The organism is Microcoleus harperi Pol14_C6, from assembly GCF_036701295.1.
Taxonomy (GTDB): Bacteria; Cyanobacteriota; Cyanobacteriia; order Cyanobacteriales; family Microcoleaceae; genus Microcoleus.
The window spans coordinates 1-19,064 of record NZ_JAUBQN010000033.1 but is presented as its reverse complement, the minus strand read 5'-3'; the positions used below and the strand labels follow the sequence as shown (position 1 = coordinate 19,064).

20 protein-coding genes and 1 tRNA gene are annotated in these 19,064 nt (G+C 46.4%); 11 read left to right on the top strand and 10 right to left on the bottom strand.

Annotation, left to right across the window (positions count from 1 at the left end; translation table 11 throughout):
* Positions 1 to 132 precede the first annotated feature (132 nt).
* From QUA27_RS20250 to nadA, 6 genes are all read right to left on the bottom strand, one after another.
* On the bottom strand, positions 133 to 687 hold the full coding sequence (locus tag QUA27_RS20250) for a hypothetical protein (protein ID WP_333070012.1): 555 nt from the start codon (positions 685 to 687) through the stop codon (positions 133 to 135).
* Positions 688 to 1,024: 337 nt separating this feature from the next.
* Positions 1,025 to 1,141, bottom strand: coding sequence for a photosystem I reaction center subunit VIII (locus tag QUA27_RS20245; RefSeq protein ID WP_015174678.1), 117 nt, complete (start codon positions 1,139 to 1,141; stop codon positions 1,025 to 1,027).
* 57 nt (positions 1,142 to 1,198) lie between these two features.
* Positions 1,199 to 1,708, bottom strand: a complete 510-nt coding sequence (locus tag QUA27_RS20240) for a photosystem I reaction center protein subunit XI (RefSeq protein ID WP_172191067.1) — start codon at positions 1,706 to 1,708, stop codon at positions 1,199 to 1,201.
* 114 nt (positions 1,709 to 1,822) lie between these two features.
* Complete coding sequence (locus QUA27_RS20235) at positions 1,823 to 2,539, bottom strand: TIGR04283 family arsenosugar biosynthesis glycosyltransferase (protein ID WP_333070011.1); 717 nt, start codon at positions 2,537 to 2,539, stop codon at positions 1,823 to 1,825.
* A 427-nt stretch (positions 2,540 to 2,966) separates the two neighbouring features.
* Positions 2,967 to 3,581: a TIGR04282 family arsenosugar biosynthesis glycosyltransferase gene (locus QUA27_RS20230; RefSeq protein WP_333070010.1), complete on the bottom strand. Its 615-nt coding sequence runs from the start codon at positions 3,579 to 3,581 to the stop codon at positions 2,967 to 2,969.
* 177 nt (positions 3,582 to 3,758) lie between these two features.
* A complete protein-coding gene (nadA, locus tag QUA27_RS20225) occupies positions 3,759 to 4,727 on the bottom strand; it encodes a quinolinate synthase NadA (RefSeq protein ID WP_333070008.1) in 969 nt (322 codons plus the stop codon).
* 210 nt (positions 4,728 to 4,937) lie between these two features.
* Here nadA and QUA27_RS20220 point away from each other — a divergent pair, with 210 nt between their 5' ends.
* Positions 4,938 to 5,855, top strand: coding sequence for a TIGR04168 family protein (locus QUA27_RS20220; protein ID WP_333070007.1), 918 nt, complete (start codon positions 4,938 to 4,940; stop codon positions 5,853 to 5,855).
* 34 nt (positions 5,856 to 5,889) lie between these two features.
* Positions 5,890 to 5,974 (top strand) — tRNA-Ser (locus QUA27_RS20215).
* Between the two features lie 154 nt (positions 5,975 to 6,128).
* On the opposite strand, the gene QUA27_RS20210 is transcribed toward QUA27_RS20215, so the two are convergent.
* Both QUA27_RS20210 and QUA27_RS20205 read right to left on the bottom strand, forming a co-directional pair.
* Positions 6,129 to 6,509, bottom strand: a complete 381-nt coding sequence (locus QUA27_RS20210) for a translation initiation factor (RefSeq protein WP_333070006.1) — start codon at positions 6,507 to 6,509, stop codon at positions 6,129 to 6,131.
* Between the two features lie 107 nt (positions 6,510 to 6,616).
* Entirely contained in the window at positions 6,617 to 7,120 is a 504-nt protein-coding gene (locus tag QUA27_RS20205) for a hypothetical protein (RefSeq protein ID WP_333070005.1), read from the bottom strand.
* Positions 7,121 to 7,633: 513 nt separating this feature from the next.
* Between QUA27_RS20205 and QUA27_RS20200 the strand changes: the two genes are divergently transcribed.
* Positions 7,634 to 8,152 (top strand): pentapeptide repeat-containing protein, encoded by a 519-nt coding sequence (locus QUA27_RS20200; protein WP_333070003.1) that lies wholly within the window; start codon positions 7,634 to 7,636, stop codon positions 8,150 to 8,152.
* A gap of 99 nt (positions 8,153 to 8,251) precedes the next feature.
* Here the strand turns inward: QUA27_RS20200 and QUA27_RS20195 are convergent, their stop codons facing one another.
* Positions 8,252 to 8,374, bottom strand: coding sequence for a DUF8629 family protein (locus QUA27_RS20195; RefSeq protein WP_006633228.1), 123 nt, complete (start codon positions 8,372 to 8,374; stop codon positions 8,252 to 8,254).
* Between the two features lie 20 nt (positions 8,375 to 8,394).
* On the opposite strand from QUA27_RS20195, the gene QUA27_RS20190 reads away from it, so the two are divergent.
* Both QUA27_RS20190 and QUA27_RS20185 read left to right on the top strand, forming a co-directional pair.
* Positions 8,395 to 9,006: a DNA-3-methyladenine glycosylase gene (locus QUA27_RS20190; RefSeq protein WP_333070002.1), complete on the top strand. Its 612-nt coding sequence runs from the start codon at positions 8,395 to 8,397 to the stop codon at positions 9,004 to 9,006.
* A gap of 49 nt (positions 9,007 to 9,055) precedes the next feature.
* Positions 9,056 to 9,355 carry a hypothetical protein gene (locus tag QUA27_RS20185; protein WP_333050161.1) on the top strand — a complete coding sequence of 100 codons (300 nt, stop codon included), beginning with the start codon at positions 9,056 to 9,058 and terminating at the stop codon, positions 9,353 to 9,355.
* Between the two features lie 143 nt (positions 9,356 to 9,498).
* Here QUA27_RS20185 and QUA27_RS20180 read toward each other — a convergent pair whose 3' ends face one another.
* The gene (locus QUA27_RS20180) at positions 9,499 to 10,995 is read right to left on the bottom strand and encodes a polysaccharide deacetylase family protein (protein WP_333070001.1); all 1,497 of its coding nucleotides are present in this window, start codon (positions 10,993 to 10,995) and stop codon (positions 9,499 to 9,501) included.
* A 180-nt stretch (positions 10,996 to 11,175) separates the two neighbouring features.
* On the opposite strand from QUA27_RS20180, the gene QUA27_RS20175 reads away from it, so the two are divergent.
* The 6 genes from QUA27_RS20175 (at position 11,176) to QUA27_RS20150 (ending at position 19,040) form a co-directional block, all read left to right on the top strand.
* Complete coding sequence (locus QUA27_RS20175; protein ID WP_333070000.1) at positions 11,176 to 11,904, top strand: AIM24 family protein; 729 nt, start codon at positions 11,176 to 11,178, stop codon at positions 11,902 to 11,904.
* A gap of 177 nt (positions 11,905 to 12,081) precedes the next feature.
* Entirely contained in the window at positions 12,082 to 12,888 is an 807-nt protein-coding gene (locus QUA27_RS20170; protein WP_333069999.1) for a DUF928 domain-containing protein, read from the top strand.
* A gap of 112 nt (positions 12,889 to 13,000) precedes the next feature.
* Positions 13,001 to 16,201, top strand: a complete 3,201-nt coding sequence (locus QUA27_RS20165) for a CHAT domain-containing protein (RefSeq protein WP_333069998.1) — start codon at positions 13,001 to 13,003, stop codon at positions 16,199 to 16,201.
* Positions 16,202 to 16,478: 277 nt separating this feature from the next.
* Positions 16,479 to 17,207 (top strand): response regulator transcription factor, encoded by a 729-nt coding sequence (locus QUA27_RS20160; RefSeq protein ID WP_333069996.1) that lies wholly within the window; start codon positions 16,479 to 16,481, stop codon positions 17,205 to 17,207.
* Positions 17,208 to 17,439: 232 nt separating this feature from the next.
* A complete protein-coding gene (locus QUA27_RS20155; protein WP_333069995.1) occupies positions 17,440 to 18,168 on the top strand; it encodes a response regulator transcription factor in 729 nt (242 codons plus the stop codon).
* A gap of 149 nt (positions 18,169 to 18,317) precedes the next feature.
* A complete protein-coding gene (locus QUA27_RS20150) occupies positions 18,318 to 19,040 on the top strand; it encodes a hypothetical protein (protein WP_333069994.1) in 723 nt (240 codons plus the stop codon).
* Positions 19,041 to 19,064: the final 24 nt, after the last annotated feature.

Genomic DNA, 19,064 nt, shown 5'->3' with positions numbered 1-19,064 from the left:
CTCCTTTTGCTGGAACGAAAATCAAAGGTATTACTTTTGGCAGATGCCAAGAACTTCACAGTCTCATTCTGGTAGACTTAGTTCTAATAGCGCCAGACTGGAGTCGGGCGCGGAGTGTGACAAAAGACGTTGCTACTTGAGACGGGCGAGACCGCCGAGGTTAAATTTTGACAGCCAAGCTTCGCGATCGCTAGCGGTAAAAGAGGGATTGCGGGATTGAACTTTCACCTGATAGCGATTTGCCACTAAAACAGCAGTGATATTAGCACCCTGATTAACAGCGGGATAGCCGCTGATTTGCTTGGTACTTTGCTGGAATTTTGCACCTGCGCTGGGGTTGCCTGCAATGTCGTTAATCGAGAGAACCGCGACATTTTTTCCGTCTTTGTTCAGCTTCGCTTCAGCAAAACCGGATTTTTCTTGAGCAAAAACGCGATCGAATCCACCGCCCGAAGACGGGAAGTATTTATTTAACTTACCGCCTGCAACTGCCTTTTTGGGCAGGTTTTGATTACTAGCACTTGATTTATCAGCAGTTGTCTGCTGTGCTTTACCAGGTTTTTGGGTGCTTTCCTGCTGAGCTTTGTCCCAGCGGGAGGGGGCTTGGGTTTGACCGCAGGCGGTCACTAACAGCAGTACCGAGATCAGGAATGGAGCTAAGATGCGGCGTGCGGGGGAAAATTGCATCGCTGTCTCCTCATTAGTAGGTTTCCATAACAATTGTGGCTCAGAATTTGGCAATTTGTGTGGTCTGAGCGGATTATTTGTCTTCTTTGCAAAAAAATCCTCTACCTGCAGGCAGAGGATTTTTTTGCAATTACGATTTTTGAAGGAAGAAAACTGAAAGATTGCTCCACAGATAAATTCTGGGGATGGGGGTAAAGAAACTAAGTTTTCTGATAGCCAGAAATCTCAAAACAATTTTTGCTGATTTTCCCTAGGTTTAGCTAGAAATTTCAGAGCAATTGTTCATCAATCGTCTTACTTCGGCTTTCCAACTTAGGTCTTACTTTAGAGGTAAGGCTCAGGCGTCGCTTTCAATGTAGATAAACAACAAACCCATTACCACAACCGGCATTAACCATGTAATAACCGGAATCAAAATCCACGGCAAGAAAGAAGCAGCGTAGGAACCTGTCATATCAAATTCTCCAAACTAAAGTTAGTGTGTTCCAACAGGGATATTGGGGAGTGAAGCCTAATTGTTGACTAAACCCCGGAAAATGGCATCAACGCCGTTAAAGTTTTCCAGTAAGAAGTAAGCAGCAAAGACGCCGCTCATCCCGCCAATGAAGAAACCAGCGGTTAACTGGCTCCACCCTTCAGCATTTCTGAGGGAATCGGGAGTCATCGGATTAGCGCTAGGGTAGCTGGTGTTGTCTTGTTTGAAAGAGACTAAACCGTAGGCGGACATACCTAGTGTACCGAGCAGAACTAAGACGAGGGCTGTAATTAGTCCGCCCAGATTAGCTGCTTCTGGATAATCCCGCAGGGGCCCGAAGACGATTTCGGGGCCGACGAGGAAATAACCGTGTGCCAAACCGATTTCTAGACCTCGAACTAGAGGCGAAAGTCCTTTGCGGTAGGCGGGCAAGTTCCCAATAAATGCTTTTGTGAAGTCAGAAGCACTGATGGGGGTGGCTAGATGACCCGTGAAGGGGTCGCCGTTAAAGGGTTTAATAAGCTCTGCATCTCTGGGATCGGCCATATTCTGTTTGTCCTCGCAGTTTAATAAAGTTGAGGCGTTCAAGTCATATTTTACGCAGGGAGGTGTTTCCTATTTGCATAATTGGCAGCAAGCTTTAGAAAAGTTCACTATTCTTTAGTTTTTGGAAGAATTTTTCTTTTGCCTCTTATACCAGAAAGCGAGTCGATCGGGCGACACTCCCAGGAAATAAGCGATGATTACTATTTGATTAATGGCGGTGGTTTTGATGACCCCAAGCTGCTGCCAGCGACGGGGGGATGTCAGCACTGGCTGGGGTACTATTTCAATGCGGCCTTGTTTTTTCAACCGTCGCACGAATTCAAAGTCTTCCATGACGGGCAAGTCGGGAAAACCGCCGATTTTGTCAAAGGTAACTGCGTTGAGGAAAATAGCTTGATCGCCGTAGGGCATTTGCAGAAAGTTCGATCGGCACTTTACCCCTCTTTCTACCAGCCGGAAGGTGAGCCTGCGGGCGTCAATCTTGAGTTCAAAGGCCCCCGCTACAGCAGACGGGTTAGCTAGTACCCGACGCGCGCTATCGTCGTACCCGCGAGGTAAAAGAGTGTCTCCGTGGAGAAACAGCAATATGTCTCCTGTAGCAGCAGCAGCACCTGCATTCATTTGGGTGGCGCGGCCTGGGGCGGTGGAGATAACTCGGACGCCCAAAGATTTTGCTATATCGGCTGTACCGTCACTACTGCAGCCGTCGGCGACAATTATTTCGACATTTTTGGCCTGAAGGGCGCTGGAGATGACTGAGGCAATTGTAGGTGCTTCGTTTAAGACTGGAATGATAATGGAAATTTTGAGATAGGGATTTTCTAGCGACATACAGAATTAAGCACCCCGTGAGAGAGGGTGGGTTTTGTAAAAAGTTTATCTGTTATGAGAGCCTATTTTTTACGCCGGGATAGCCCCTACATTGGGCCTTAAGGTGGGAGGGCGAGTTTTGTAAAAAGCTTATCTGTTAGTTGCTCATTTTTTACGCCGATATCGCCCCTACATTTGGCTTTCATCAGACAGGGCGGGTTTCCTACAAATCTGAGCTATTAGTTGCTAGTTTATTTGCTAATTTTTGGTGTTTTATCGCGCCTGGGACTCTTGTCCCAAGCACTATATAACTGTTACTGAAATTCAGCATTTGGTTAGACAAATACAATTACTATATTATGACTTTTTGGTTCCTAAATTAAGTATTTTTCTAAAATTATTATATATGACACTTTCTAATAATGTAGCTTCCTTAAACAGAGTTTAGTTATTTCAATATATTAATATCTAAACCGAGGAGATCTTCGGGTCTATCGATATCTGCAAGAGTGGGAAGATAAGCAATATTGAGGTCGAGCTTTTGGGCGATCGCCCGCGTACAAGCCAATACTTCACTGCTTCCCCACTGAATGCCACCGAACAATTCCGGTATCGATCGCCGCAGCCCGATCAGATAGTAACCTCCGTCTTTTGCTGGGCCCAAAACTAAATCGTGATGGCTCAATTCCTCAAAAGCTTGTGCCATGATTTCAGCTTTCAAACCAGGACAATCAGTGCCGATAATTGCAGTTTTCTCAACCCCTGAATTAAAAGACTTTTGAAAGGCTGCTGTCATTCTTGCGCCCAAATCACCGTCTCTTTGATTTTGACAAATAATATCATTTCCCAACCACTCTTGCATCAGTTGTTGGCTGCCGCCGGCTCGGTGAATTTCTACGGATAATCGGCGGGCTTGTTGGAGAGAGAGAGCGCAGGCGATCGTCCGTTGAGCCATCAAGCGGTGAAGGTTGGCAGCACCTGCTTTTCCCAGCACCGGAATTAGTCGAGTTTTGGTTGTTCCCGGTTCGGGATAGCGAGTGAAAACAATCAGTTTTTCGGACATGATTTATCGTTCAGGAGTTTTAAAGGAAGGAACCGCAGAGGCGCAGAGGAAGAGAAGAGAAAGAGCTGACAACTGATTCACCAATTGCCGATCGATGTTGGTGGGTCAGGCAATGATTTAATTTAATCGCCGCGCCCCACCCACCACACAATAAATTTACTTAAAAATAGCCAGCGGTTAGCTCATTTCTAGCATTCGTAGGATCGGCTGTAAGGCTGCTAGTTGAATATCTTGGGGCATGGTAATTTCAGGGGTTTGATTTTTTAGGGATAGATACAATTTTTCCAACGTATTTAATCTCATGTGCGGGCATTCGTTGCAAGCGCAGTTATTATTGGTTGAAGGAGCGGGAATGAATCGTTTGTGCGGAGCTTGCTTTTCCATTTGGTGAATGATTCCCGGTTCAGTCGCGACAATAAAAGCTTGGCTGGAACTAGCTTTAGAATATTTGAGCAAAGCGGTGGTGGAGCCGATGTAATTCGCGTGGCGCAGCACGGGAGGTTCGCATTCTGGGTGGGCAATTATTTCGGCTTCGGGATTTTCGATTTTGAGTTGAACTATCTTTTTTTCTGAGAAGTTTTCGTGGACGATGCAAGCTCCTTGCCAGATCTCCATGTTTCTTCCGGTTTGTTCCATGACGTACCGGCCGAGATTGCGATCTGGCCCAAAAATTATCGGCTGATTTTCGGGAATTTGGTTGACAATTTTAACCGCGTTAGAACTGGTGCAAATTATATCGCTCATTGCCTTAATTGCGGCGGTACAATTAATGTAGGAAATTACCAAATGTCCTGGTCGAGCGGCTTTGAAAGCTGCAAAGGCTTCGGGAGGGCAACTGTCGGCGAGGGAACACCCAGCATTTAAGTCTGGCAACAATACTAATTTGTCGGGATTGAGAATTTTTGCGGTTTCAGCCATGAAATGAACTCCGGCAAAAACTATGACATCGGCGCTGGTGTTGGCGGCTTTGCGGGCAAGTTCTAGGGAGTCGCCAATGAAGTCTGCGATGTCTTGAATGTCGGAGTCTTGGTAATAGTGGGCGAGTATGACGGCGTTCAACTCTTGTTTGAGGGCGTTAATGGCTGCAAACAAGTCGTCGGGCAGTCGGGTTTGAGTAAAGTTCGGAGCAGGTGCGGTGGTAAACACAGTTAGAATATTCCGGCGAAGGTGGCGAAGACAGCTAAAGTGTATTTGAATTATAGTTGAATTCACCAAAAAGTGCTGGCTGTTCAGTGGAGCCAATCTAAAATCTAAAATCTAAAATCCAAAATATGCTGCGGGAGAGTGCAAAAATTGGCCGCTGTTTCTTATGCTGAGTAAGAAGGGGCTAGGGATCGATCGCACATGACAAATCACATGAATAAAGCTAAATCTATCAAAATTGCGGTGGTGGGGGACGTTCACGATCGCTGGGAACCAGAAGACGGCGAGGCCCTGAAGCATCTGGGCGTTGATTTGGTGCTTTTTGTGGGGGATTTTGGCAATGAATCGGTGGAGGTGGTGCGGGCGATCGCCCAATTGGACATTCCGAAAGCAGCGGTGTTTGGGAACCACGACGCTTGGTACACGGCGACGGAGTGGGGCCGCAGTCAGTGCCCTTACGATCGCACTCAAGAAAATTGGGTAAAACAGCAGTTAGATTTAATGGGAGAAGCTCATGTCGGTTACTCTAAGCGTGATTTTCCCGAATTGGGCGTAACTGTGGTGGGAAGCCGCCCGTTTACTTGGGGGGGCTCGGAGTGGAAGTACGGGGATTTTTACTCGGAGTGGTTTGGGGTAGAGAGTTTTGAAGAGTCAGCGCGACGCATTGCAGAAGCTGCGGCGGAGGCGGACTGCGAAAATGTGATTTTTTTAGGTCACACGGGCCCGACGGGCTTAGGAGAGGCTCCTGAAGACCCCTGCGGGCGAGATTGGAAGCCACTGGGAGGGGATTGGGGCGACCCGGATTTTGCGGAGGCGATCGATCGAACTCGGAATTCTGGGAAGCACATACCTCTGGTAACTTTTGGTCATATGCACCACAAACTGCGGCACACGAAGCACGAGTTGCGGAAGTCGCTGGAGGTGAGTGCTGAGGGTACGGTGTATTTGAATGCAGCCAGCGTACCGCGGATTGTGGAGAGAGAGTGCTCGAAACTGCGGAATTTCTCGATCGTCCTGCTGGAAAATGGAGCAGTGTCGGAAGTGTCTCTGGTATGGGTAGGCGAAGATTTTGCGGTAGAAAGAGAACAAATTCTTTATCGGCACACTGAATCTGCAGCTATTTGTAGTTAGAGACAATTGCTGGTATGATAAAATGAATTCGCCAGGAGAGGTGGCAGAGTGGTCGAATGCGCCTGACTTGAAATCAGGTGAACCGCAAGGTTCCGTGGGTTCAAATCCCACCCTCTCCGTTTAACAATTCTCTTGTCCGTTAAGGGTTTCAGATTCGCCCCCTCAAGAGTTCCGTTTTCCGCTCATCTTTCGATCACTCATAGTATTTCCCCCAAAAAAAACACCCCCGCAGGGGTGCTGTTGCTTACCAGGTAATTTTTCTAGCTAAGTGACTTAACTAAACCCTTCCTCATCCGCCGGGTCGCCGTAGGGGTCTTCACTGGCCGGACTCACGTCGCCGAACATTCCAGCATCCGCTACGTAATCTGCGGGGTCGCCGTAGGGGTCTTCGCTGGCCGGACTCACGTTACCGAACTGTCCGTAGTCGGTACCGGCGTAGTCTGCGGGGTCGCCGTAGGGGTCTTCGCTGGCCGGACTCACGTTGCCGTACTCTCCGTAGTCTGCGGGGTCGCCGTAGGGGTCTTCGCTGGCCGGACGCACGTTGCCATACTGTCCGGAATTTGAGGGATCTTCGTAATTGCCGTCAGGATCGACTTGCTCGCTGTCTGGCCCGACGATCGCATCTTTTAACTTCCGAAAAAATCCGTCTACCATGATAAAGTTCCTCTTTTTTAGGTGGTGAAAAACTGCTGTTTTAGATTGGGAATTCCAGATTTAATTGAAAATCTCCCATCGGTAATCTAACATCTCAAATGGTTGCACTACTGTGCAGGAACAGGAGCTGTAGCTTCCGGCAAGCTAGTAAGGTCTCGACCAGTATTTTGGTTGTTGTAGCCCTGGAATTCCCGGTAACGCACTGCCTCGGACTCCGGAACTTTAATTCCTCCAGGCGGGGGCGTTACCCAGTGAGCGCGATTCTGGGCATCGCGGTAGTAAACACGACCGTTTTTGGAAAGGTAATGTTTTCCCTGCGGTCCCTTTTCTTGTTTATTTTTGTGCTGATTGTAGATGTAGTAAAGGGCCGCTGCTCCTGCTAAAGTAATCCCTACTTTTTGAGCATTGCTCAGTCCTTTTTTCGCTTGTGGGGAAGGAGTGGAGCCGCGATTAGTTTGCACTCCTCCAGCGCGAGTATCATCAACAGGAGGCGGGGGAGCGGAACTTTGCTGGCTAGAACCGCAAGCACTCATAAACGGAAAAGTCAGCAGCGTTGTCAGCAGCAGAGCCATGAAGCGCGATCTTTTGGGTTCGGATTTGATTGTGTTCATTGCCGCTCCGAATTGTCGGGATTATAGGTGGTATGTTCTGGCGAGGTTGAGGAACCTGAGCTGCTGCCAACAGTTTTGTAAGTAAATTAATTTCTCAAAGCAATTGTGACAAAAAAAGTAGTTGCTGAGAACTTAACAGCGCAGCTACAGTATTGCGTTTCTAGATTCATTATCCTGAAGCCTCTCGAAAATTTCCTCTTTCTAGGGATATAAATAAAGTTTCTTTTATTTCAGTCCGTAGGTATATGCCAATGCAGGCCTTCGGGTAACAATAAATTCCGTTTGTGGACTGCTCAAAGCAAAGTTAAGCAGAGGGACGGGACGAGTCCGAAGCTCAAAGCATTACTGGCGACGGAAAGGAGGCGGGATTTATAACTCTGGCGGTGTTTAATTGCGCCCGATTGCTTGTCGGAGATGCCTGCAATTTTTTCGTGGGAATTCTGGAGAGGTAGATCGCACTATTGTAGAAATCTATTAACAGCCAGAGAAAGCCCCAAAGCTTTTCGGATATTTATGAAATTAAATCATTTATTTACTGCTGGATTGTCCATCGCAGTTGTATTTACTGCGACCAAATATCTAACTTTTTCAAATCAACAAAACCAACTCAAGGAATTGCTGCAAACCAAACAGTGTCCCGAATGTAATTTCAGCAATGCCAACCTAAAAGGATTAGACTTGCAAGGAGTCAACTTGCAGGGAGCTAACCTAGAAGGTGCTAACTTATCAGCAGCAAAATTGGCTAATGCAAACCTCAAAAATGCCAATTTAAACAGAGCCAACCTCACGGGAGCTGATTTGGGCTGTGCCGGCATCACTTTCAACCTTGAGGCTAATGAAAAAGAAGCAAATATGGATTTTAATGTCACCGCTGTTCCACAACAGAATAACCCAGAAAATTCAGTAGTTGGTTTCAAAATGAAAGCAACGGATAGAGGAGCGACAATGCGTTTCAATCTCATGGGGTGCGCTGACTTCTCGAATGCTAGCTTGCAAGAAGCTCAAATGCCAAATGGCACAATTCATCCTTAGTAAGACTAGCACATACTGTTTAAATCTATTAAATAGAAAGAAAACCGCCGCCTGACAAACAGGCAGCAGTTTTTTAAGCAACTAACTGCACGCCTAAAATTAGTGAGCAGAACCGTTGCCGTGATACTTGTCAGTATCGTAGAACCCGTTTTTTGTGCCGAAGAACAGACAGCAAACCGTGAAAACTGCTGTCAAGACTGCTAAAACTAACTTAACGTCCATAATTTACCTGCTGTTGTTGAGTGAGTGCAAATACTCAGATTGTAGAATCTTTTTGGCTGGCGCGGCCATCTACCAGCGTAGCGCCAGATTTGCTGGGCTGTACTCTGGTGCGGCAGTTTCCTGACGGCGAGACGATTCGGGGAATTATTGTCGAAACCGAAGCTTACGGCCCAGGAGACCCCGCTTGTCACGCTTACCGACAGCGCACTTCTCGCAATGAGGTGATGTTCGGGCCTCCGGGTATGAGTTACGTTTACTTAATCTACGGGATGTATCACTGTTTTAATGTGGTGACGGATGTAGAGGGAGTTGCTAGTGCTGTGCTGATTCGAGCGTTGCAGGTAGATGTGGTTCCCCAAGAATTCGCTGCAATTCCTGAAAAGAAGCGATCGCGCCTCGCCGCCGGGCCTGGGAAACTGTGTAAGGTACTGCAGATCGATCGAACTTTAAGCGGTTTTCCCTTGGGTGCAGGCCAACCGCTGCGGTTGGAACACCGGAGCGAGAACTTTCAGCAAGCTGTGGAGGAGGGTACAATAAATTTTGTGCAAACTACGCGGATCGGGATTTCTCAAGGAATTGATTTGCCTTGGCGGTGGTATGTAGGGAACTCTACCGCTGTGTCACAACTCTAGTAATGTCAAAGGTATCAGTGTAAATTTTGTCGCTTATCTTAGTGAAATTATGGCTTACTCTTCTGAAAATCCGATCGTACAACTCAAAAAATGCCTGACGCTGGCTCAGGATGTTGGTAGTCACACCGAAGCCAACCGGGCTTTCCAGCAATTGTGTGGGATTATCGATGCTGAAAACCCAATGGCGGCGCAACTTTTGGAGATGCTGTGGGAAGAGGCAATTATGGCGAGGCGATCGGCTTTATTTTGGCAGCAAATGAGCGATGTTGAGAAAGATATGGCTAATAGAATGATGGAAAATATGACGCAGATGCGGCAAAATTATTTGCGGTTGATGCAGGAAATGTAGACAGTAATTGGTAAGTTCGTGTTTGTAGGGAGGACTTTATTCCTCTCTTTATCAATAAATTTCTTTAGATGTAGGGTGCATCAGGGCTGATATTTGAGGAGGCTCAAACAGTTTGTTTCCGAGGCACCCTACAATAAATTCTCCTATTTCATTAAAGCAGCGCCGCGATTGTAAAGTTCGCGCGCGTAATCAGTCCAAGTTCCCTGTCCCCAATAGCGGAAACAGCTTGTTTGCACCAACAAATTGTAAAGCAAAGCTTGCTGGTATTCAAACTGCTTGGTAATGGCGGCATCTTGCTGCACAAGCGGGTCGTATTTTTTGTGGAATGCTGCACTGAGTAGATTCATCGGTTCCAAGACATTTTCGTAACCTTTCACCCAACTCAAATCGTTAGTCCAAGAAGCACCATCCATGTGAAAATTGTGGTCTGTTTGCTTGAGTTGGGCGATCGCACTTTCCACTTTTTCGGGTGTAGCACTATCTGGATCGACTAGGTGCCAGATTTTGTGCTGGTTAATTCCCTGACAAACAGGATAATCTTCAGGATTCACCCCCGCCGCTTCAATTATCTCCAAATATTCAGTGCCGTTTAAACCAACAACGCCGGATTTCCCCCCGCCTTGTTCACGGTTTTCGTGCCAAGCTTTGACAAAGGCGCTGGGAAATTCATTCATCATCACGCCGCCATTTTCGCCGTCGGCAATCTGAGTAACTAAAGAAGGAACTGTGACACTGCCAATTTGCTGTTTATTGCGTCCTTTCGCTTCGTAATACGGCTGCATTTGACCTACCAATTTCGTATCCGAACCTTGGGTTTTAATCAAAGCAGTGATGCTGATTTTTTCCCCGCGAGAATTGCGAGCAACTAAACGGTTGGGAATATATTTTTGGTCTTGCGACAATCCCGAACCGTCTGGATTTTCAACAGAATGTTCTTGCACCATCAGCCAGCGATAGCCGCATTCTTTCAAAGCTTTTATGTATTCGTAAAGTGTATCTGGGTGATTGGGAAAGTGCATTTCTGGGGGCGAGAAACCTTTAACGCGCTTCAGGGCATCTATGCCAAAAATGGCTGCAAAATGATGTTGCCATGCTTGAATTTGAAGTTTGATGTCGGGAATGGGAGTTGAGGGAATGACGGCGTGACTCCACATTGTCCCCAGCCATTCTACGTGAGGTTGATATTGAGGTTCGCAGGTAATCCGCTTGAGATTATCAAAGATATCGTCCCGCCCCATTTGGCGCAATCCCCACAATAAGTTACCCGAATAGTCGAGCATAATTCGAGGGTTGCAGCCTTCGGCAATCAGTTGGGGAATGAATTCTCCCATGCGGGAATAGCACCAAGCAAACACTCCGGCATTGTGGTTGTCTCCTTGGTTGGGATGTTCAAACATATGCTGGAGATTGCAGATCAGTTCGCCGTTTGCACCTGCCGGAATTGTCGGTTGGTGCATATGGAGGGCGCAGGCGAATCCGGCTTGAATGTTTTCCAGGCGCAGATTTGTGGTAGATAGAAAGATTGGTTCGTTGCTATTGGCGGCGGCCTTAATTTCTGCTTCGGAGCCACAAATATTGGGTAATCCTGAGTTGATTTCTTGTAAAATCGGTAAATTGGGAGATTGTGCGATCGCAGGCATAAATTTTTCTCAACAATTGTGGAGGGGCGGTGTCTGCTATTGCTAATATAGCTTGATAATTTAACAGTAGCAGAGGATGTCTGCAAAAGATAAATTTCACAGGATAAGTCCGGGAGCACGGAAGCTCCTAATCATGGGTCAAATGTTTAACACATTTCAAGTAAATAAGCGAGAGCAATTATGAAATACGAAATCAAGGTTTTGGAACCGACGGATTTGTGGTACATCCAAAATAATATCAATCCAGAAACCAACAAGTTTTATCATCCCACTAAGAATATTCCCCTCGTTCAGCAAGCGGAAATTAACTTGAACAATTCGGGAGTGATAATTCAAAAAGGTGCGCTGCATTGGTGTATGGGGAAATTGACTTCCGGTGTTTATAAAACGGATAATCGTTTGAAAGATATGTGGGTATCTTTAACAACGGAAATGGACTACAACGCTCCCGTATATCAAGGAACTGGTACGGTGAAGCTCGAACCGAGACAAAAAGGGAATTTCCTGCATTATACGCCGATCGAGCTTTCGGATGCGGAGCAGTGGGAGTTTGATGACGGTATATTTCAGTTTTGTTCGGACAATGTAGTTATCGGTGCTAAAAAACTGAAATTCCGACAAGTGGCTGCTTCTAATGACGGTAGGTGGAGAATTGCTGTTACAGCTTTGCGCGAGCAAAAAGCTACTGTTGTAGCAGCTACAAATTCACCGGCTAAGGTTGTCGAACTCAAACAAGGTGAAACTTTGATAGCTGATTGCGATTTGGTTAAAGGATTTACCAAGGGGATTGAAGAAGATTATCGAAAATTAGGTCATTTTGGCAAAGGGGGTGGAGAGGGTTATGTTTGGTATTATCAGGGGAAAGGTAAATTATTAGTATGTGAAAATGATGCTATGGGTTTGGGTTGAGTTGTTTCATTTTTAAAGTAGAGTTTGCTGGAGCAGGGAGCGCGGAATTTTATTGGGCAAATATACTAAAAAAATTACGCGAAACTATAGACGCTAGCATAAAAAATCTGGCAAGATTATTTTTAGGGTGCAGTTGGATCGAACTGAGATTTTACACCTCTAGTTGGCGGATATTTTATGAATGTAACAAAACTGCTCCTACAGCAGGCGACGCTTAATGTGCTTGTTGCTTTAACAATGGTTCAACCTGGATTGGCAGCGGTGCTCGCTGATTCATCATCGGGGGAACCGAATTTGCTGCCACAGGTACTCGCATACGATCCGCCCGCGCGCGGAGCACCGGGCGATCGCAAAGACGCAGGTAGCCGCGATCCTCACAACTTTTTAGCTTTGATTCCCGCTACAAATATAGGGTTGACAGCGATCGCACATCCGACTTTTTGGCTGTACTTGCCGGCTTCATTGCCCGATGACATTCCCTTTGAGTTTGTGCTGCGGGACGAACAGCAAGAGGTTGTTTTCCGAACTGTTTTTCAGCTAGAAAAAGCAGCGGGAATTGCGAGTTTTTCCTTGCGGGAAAATTCACCTCCTCTGGAAACTGGCAAGAAGTATCAGTGGTGCTTTTTCTGCGGGAATATCTCCCGCCAGGGGTGGGTTGAGCGGGTGGCAATGAAACCAGAAATTTTGGTTCAGCTAGAAACAGCATCTCTAAGGCAGCGCGTTTTGCTGCTTGCTAAACACGGTTTGTGGTACGAAACTCTCACAGAATTAGTTGCACTGCGCGGCAAACTGTTGAGCCAATTACAGGCAGCTACTTTAGAAGAGAGGCTGCTAATTTATGCTGAAAATGACTTGCGGTATGAAGCGCTAGCAGACCTATCTGGATTTGAGAAAATATCTTCTCTGGCGACTTTGGATGCTGACTGGGAGGCTTTATTGCAGCATCCGTTTGTGCGCTTGCACGGGATAGTTTCACCACCGTAACAGGCATCTTGCCTGTTCCACAAAGAGTAAGTTTTTTTGTGGGGTGGGCATCCTGCCGGCCCATCAGGAACAGGCAAGATGCCTGTTCCACACAAATTAAGTCAACTAAGCGATGAAATACCCGATATTAAGCGTCTACAATACTTTCAATACAGAGCCGATCGCCCGTTGGTCATTTGATGAAGCAGACCACTTGGCGAGCGATCGCCCCGAACTCCCTCCGGCACGCCTCATTGACAGCGTTTCCCGTGCTGTTGAGCCACTAAAAAACGGGCCGCCGGAAAGCCTCCTGCTGACTGGAGGTTGCGTTACTTTCCCAGTCACTCCTTTGCTGGATGTAGGCAAAGAAGACTTTTCTATTTGTGCGTGGATTCGCACGGAAGATGACGGTATTGCCAAGATTATCGATAAGCGGATTGAAAATTCCGGCCCTTTGCGGGGATGGTCTTTCTTTATTTATAAAAGCACAATTAACCTTCAAATAGCGGATGGCAGCAAAGTGATGGGCTGTTATTTGGACGAGAGTTATCGCCGCAACATCGAAGAACAAAAAAAGATGGCGAATTTGCCTGTTATCAGCGACAATCAATGGCATCACGTTGCAGTTACTGTCGATCGCGATCGAGCGGATGGAGGGCGCTGGTATGTCGATGGCAAGGAAGTAGGTTTCCGGTTCAACCCAACACACAAACAGGCGTCTCTCCGCAATAGTGTTCCCCTGACTCTTGGCAGACGCTCGGACGATTTGGGGGACATTTTTCTGGGCAATATTGGGGATATTCGGCTCTACAAACAGGCGCTGTCGGCAGCAGATGTGCTGTTGATTTACCGATCGATTCAGTTTTCTCTTCGTGATAAAAGTAGTGTTAAAATTATTAACAGAGCAGCAAGAGTACGCCGCCAGAAAGATTCCTTCTGGAACAGTGCTAAGAGTTTCCGGGAAATATACTCGCAGGCGATCGCATACTATCAGCAGGCGCTAAATATTCATAGAGAGACTGGCAACCGCTACGCAGAAGCAAATTCTCTCAACAGTCTAGGCAGTATTTACGATGTCCTGGGGGAACACTGGCAAGCAATTGATTATCATCAGCAGTGCCTAAATATTCAGCGAGACATTGGGAACCGCGATGGGGAAGCTACTTCTTTACACGCTTTGGGCAATATTTACGATGTCCTAGGGGAATACTTGCAAGCAATTGATTGCCACCAGCAGTGCTTAAATATTCAGCGAGAAACCGGCAACTCTCATGAAGAAGCTAGTTCCTGGCGCGATTTGGGGAGGGCATATCATTCCCTGGGCGAATACCAGCGGGCGAGCGAATGCCAGCAGCAGTCTCTAGATATAGTCCTAAAACTTAACTCTGGGTATAGAGAAGCGGAATCCTTGAACGCTTTGGGCCGTACATATGTTTCCCTAGGGCAAAATCAACGGGCGATCGAATACTCTCAGAAATCCCTGAATCTTGACAAGAAAATCAATAACCGTTATGGGGAAGCGAATTCCTTGGTGACTCTGGGCAATGCTTACAGTAATTTGGGGAATTACTTGCGGGCGATCGAATACTACCAGCAGTCTTTAGATATTCAGAAGGAAATCGGCGATCGCTCTGGCCAAGCGACTTCCTTGCGAAATCTGGGCAATGCTTACCGCTGTTTGGGGCAATGCCAGCGGGCAATCGAATATAGCCAGCAGAGTTTAGAAATCGCGCGCTCGATCGGCGAAAGGGCGTCAGAGGGGGCAATTCTCAACAATTTAGGACTGGCTTTATTTGACTCTGGACAGTTTACAGAAGCTGAAACAGTCCTCCGCAATGCGATTCAAATTTGGGAATCGCTTCGAGGAAGATTAGGCAAAAACGATAACTTTAAAGTATCTATTTTTGAAACCCAAGCAGCAACTTACCGCCACCTGGAAAAAGCCCTGATCGCCCAGTCAAAAACAGAACAGGCGCTGGAAATTTCCGAGCGTGGACGGGCGCGGGCTTTTGTGGAGTTACTGACTAGTCGGTTATCTGCTAATTCAGATGCGGTACCCAATATTAAGCCGCCTACAATCGAGCAAATCAAACAAATTGCTCAAGCACAAAATGCAACTTTTGTCGAATATTCGATTTCTTTTTTAGAAGAACTTTTTATTTGGGTAATTCAGCCGACGGGCGAAATTGCATTTCGCCAAGTTGACCTCAACTATCAACATACTCCGCTCAAAGACTTGGTTTCCGACTCTCGCGAGGCGATCGGCATCAGGAATCGCGACTTCAATCCCACTCTAAAAATTGGCCCAGGCGATTTAGTTAAACTCCACGACGATGCCCCTAATTGGGAACCTTGGCAAGTCATATCTGTTGATGAAACACACAGCATTCTCTCGCTCTGGCAATCCTCTTGGCCCGCAGGATTGACTATTCCCAGACCTGCAATTGATGTAACAGCAAAAGTGCAATCGAGTCGCACCAATCACCCGCGATTGCAAAAACTCCATCAACTGCTAATTGAACCGATTGCTGATTTGTTGCCGACAGATCCAGAAGCTCGAATTATCTTTATTCCTCAAGGCGAAGTATTTTTCGTTCCTTTTCCGGCCCTGCCAGATGCTGGGGGGAAGTTCTTAATTGAAAAACATACTATTCTAACTGCTCCTTCGATTCAAATTCTGGAATTAACCCGCCAAAAACGGCAAGAGATTTCTGATGGGGCTGGGGACATTCTAATAGTAGGAAATCCGACTATGCCCGAAGTTTCTCTTGTAGCGGGAAAACCCCCGCAGCAGTTATCTGCTTTGCCGCATTCAGAAACCGAAGCCAAGGCGATCGCCCAATTGTTCCAAACTCAAGCCCTGACTGGCAAATCCGCTACCAAAGCCGCCGTACTTCAGCGGTTGCCAAACGCCCGCATCGTCCATTTTGCCACCCACGGATTGCTCGATAACATTCGCGGGCTCGGCAGCGCGATCGCCCTTGCACCCGATCGCACCGATAGCGGTTTGCTGACTGCTGAGGAAATTTTGAACCTGCACCTCAACGCGGATTTGGTAGTTTTGAGCGCGTGCAATACCGGTATGGGGCGGATTACCGGCGACGGCGTTATCGGTTTGTCTCGCGCTTTAATTTCGGCTGGTACGCCCAGTGTGATTGTGTCTTTGTGGGCGGTGCCGGATGCTCCTACAGCCGATTTGATGGTGAAATTTTATCAAAACCTCGATCGAACGGGCAACAAAGCTCAAGCCCTGCGAAACGCCATGCTGGAGACTATGCAGCAGCATCCAAATCCCAGAGATTGGGCGGCTTTCACACTGATCGGCGAAACATAATTGATGAAATTTTGTAAAAAATTGCCAAAGCTGCGAAAAAATTAGTTTTTTCGCTGAAAGCTCCACAGAAACTCGATCGCGCCAGGAGCGATAAGTCATGTGTCGATTTAATTTCTTCAAAAAAGTCACGCTTGCGATTGAAATCGGGGCAACCGCGGGGGGATTGCCCCTACTGCACAAACTTTAGTCCACTCCTAGCGGACTAAACAATAAAGACTGTTTTCATACACTTGCTCGCTTTCCAAACTTTGCACCCTTAACAATAAAGTCAAAAATTATGACAATATCTGCCGATCGAAAAGCCAAAATTCTGGTTGTAGAAGACGACGACGCTATCCGCACTCTCATCTACCGCTTTCTGAATCAAACATATCAAGTACAATTTGCCGCCGACGGCCAAACGGCTCTCGAAATTTTTGAAGAATTTAACCCACTCCTTGTCATTTTGGATTGGAATTTGCCCGATACTACTGGCTATAAACTTTGCCAAGAAATGCAGAAGCGCACTAATGTTTTAGTCGCGATTCTCAGCAGCCGCACCGCCCAAGAAGATCGAATTAAAATCATGAAGGCAGGTGCCGATGATTTTATCTGCAAACCCTTCTGTCTTGAAGAATTGGCAGTTAGAGTAGAAGTCTTGTTGAGGCGGGCGAGATCCGTCACTCCGGCCAACCTTGTCTTCGGTCAATTAGCGATCGATGTAGTGGGTAGGGAGGTGAGATTGAAGGAGCAACTTCTAACGCTGACAGCCTTAGAATTTGAAATCTTGTGTTTTTTAGCAACTCATTCGGGTAAAGCTTGCAGCCGCCAACAGCTAATCGAAAAAGTTTGGGGGTGGAAATCCAATTATGGAGCAGAAGAGCGAGTGGTGGACGTGCATATCGGCCAAATTCGCAGGAAAATGGCTAAAGTTGATGCCGCGGTTCCGAATTTTATTCAAACTGTTCGGGGATACGGTTATACTTTCGCTCCGATTGCTCGCAGGGACAGGGTTGTTGGTAATTGAACAATCATCATAATTACGACTGGTTCCTAGATAGAGCGCGCGAACCAGTTAATTCACTATTGTCCCACCCCATACTCGCCTTTTTAAAGGGAGTATGGGTTGAGCAGGGGCAAGCTAAGGGGGCATCTACGGGGAAAGAAAACACGCCCTATACGAGATCGAGTGGCTAATCAAAAGACAGCTTACCCTGGATTTTCTAAAGTGTGAACCATTAACAATAGAGCCAAAAATTATGACGATATCTACCGATCAAACTTCCAAAATTTTGGTTGTAGAGAATGACGCCCCCGTCCGTAATTTCATCGACGGCTATCAGAATGAGACATATCAAGTACAATCTGCTGCAGACGGAAAAACAGCTTTAGAAATCTTTGAGGAATTCAACCCAGTCCTCGTAATCTTGGATGGGAATTTGCCCGATAATATCGGCGTTAAACTTGGCGAAGAAATGCAGAAACGGAAAAATGTTTTTTTACTCGTGATTTTCAGCAGCGTTACAGGCGAAGAAGCTCGAATTAAAATCATCAAAGCAGGTGTTGATGATTTTATCGGGCAACCGTTCAGTCTTGAGGACTTGGCACTTAAAATAGAAATCTTGTTGAGGGAGATGAAAACCGTCAGTCGGCGCAATCTTGTCTTCGGTGAACTAAGGCTCGATTTAATGAGTAGGGAGGTGAGATTGAAAGAGAAAACTTTAGCTCTGACGGCCTTAGAATTTCAACTCTTGTATTTTTTGGCAACTTATCCAGGTAAAGCCTGGAGCCGCCAACAGCTAATCGAAAAAGTTTGGGGATGGAAATGCAATGACGCACGAGACGAGCAAGTGGTGGACGTGTATATCCGTCTGATTCGCAGGAAACTGGCTAAAGTCGATTCGGCTGTTCCGAATTTTATTCAAGCTACTCACGGATACGGTTACACTTTCGCTCCGATCGATCGCAATAACAAGGTAAGTAGGTAAGCGGGATTAAACACAGCTATGTAAGAGTATGTAAACAGGGCTAACTTAGCCACGCTTAGGCCATTTGGATACTTTACAATCGTTTACATAATTGTGTTTTACAGCGCCTACCTACTTAGCCTCATTTTTAGAATAAAACGGTGAGATAAATGAAAATAATCCAGCAAACAGCAAGTGAATTAATAATTCAGACTCAAAGCATATTTGATTTTTGGCTCCCTAGTTGTTTATTAATGGCAGTTGGACTGATATCGCTGACTTTTGACTATCATGCAGCAACCCTGAGCTGCCAGCGATTGCAGGCAAAACAAGGAAATTGCCAGATTGTGCGATCGAATTTACTGGGGTCGAACATCAAAGAAATTGAGCTTGCTTCTTTGCAGGGAGCTAAAGTTGAAAGATGCGGCTATAAAACCAGAGTTGTACTTTTGACTTCAGTTGGCAATGTTCCTTTCACTGCTAACTCCACTAATTGGGGAACCCAAGACGCTGTGGCTTCTGACATCAATTTTTTTGTTACAAATGCCAAAGATCGCTTGCTGCGCTTAAGCCAAGACGATCGCTGGTTGGGATGGACAGGAGGCATATTTTTGCTCGCAGGAATCGCAGCGATCGTCTTGAGAAATAATGAAACTTACAGCTTCGATGAAACTTTAAACACCTTGACTGTTAAACAGCGGGGTTTGTTGGCACGTAAAGTAATGGAATACTCTCTGTGCGATATTTATGGCGTGGAAGTTGATCGAACAAAAGATCGTGATCGTGACATTTGGTACGAAGTTAGACTGTTAGTTTGTGGAGGCTCTCGCATCTCCCTACCGAGACTTAAACAAAAAATCAGTGCTAAGCATGGTAAAATGCTTAGTAGCTAAGGTTTTCACATCGAGTCACAGGCA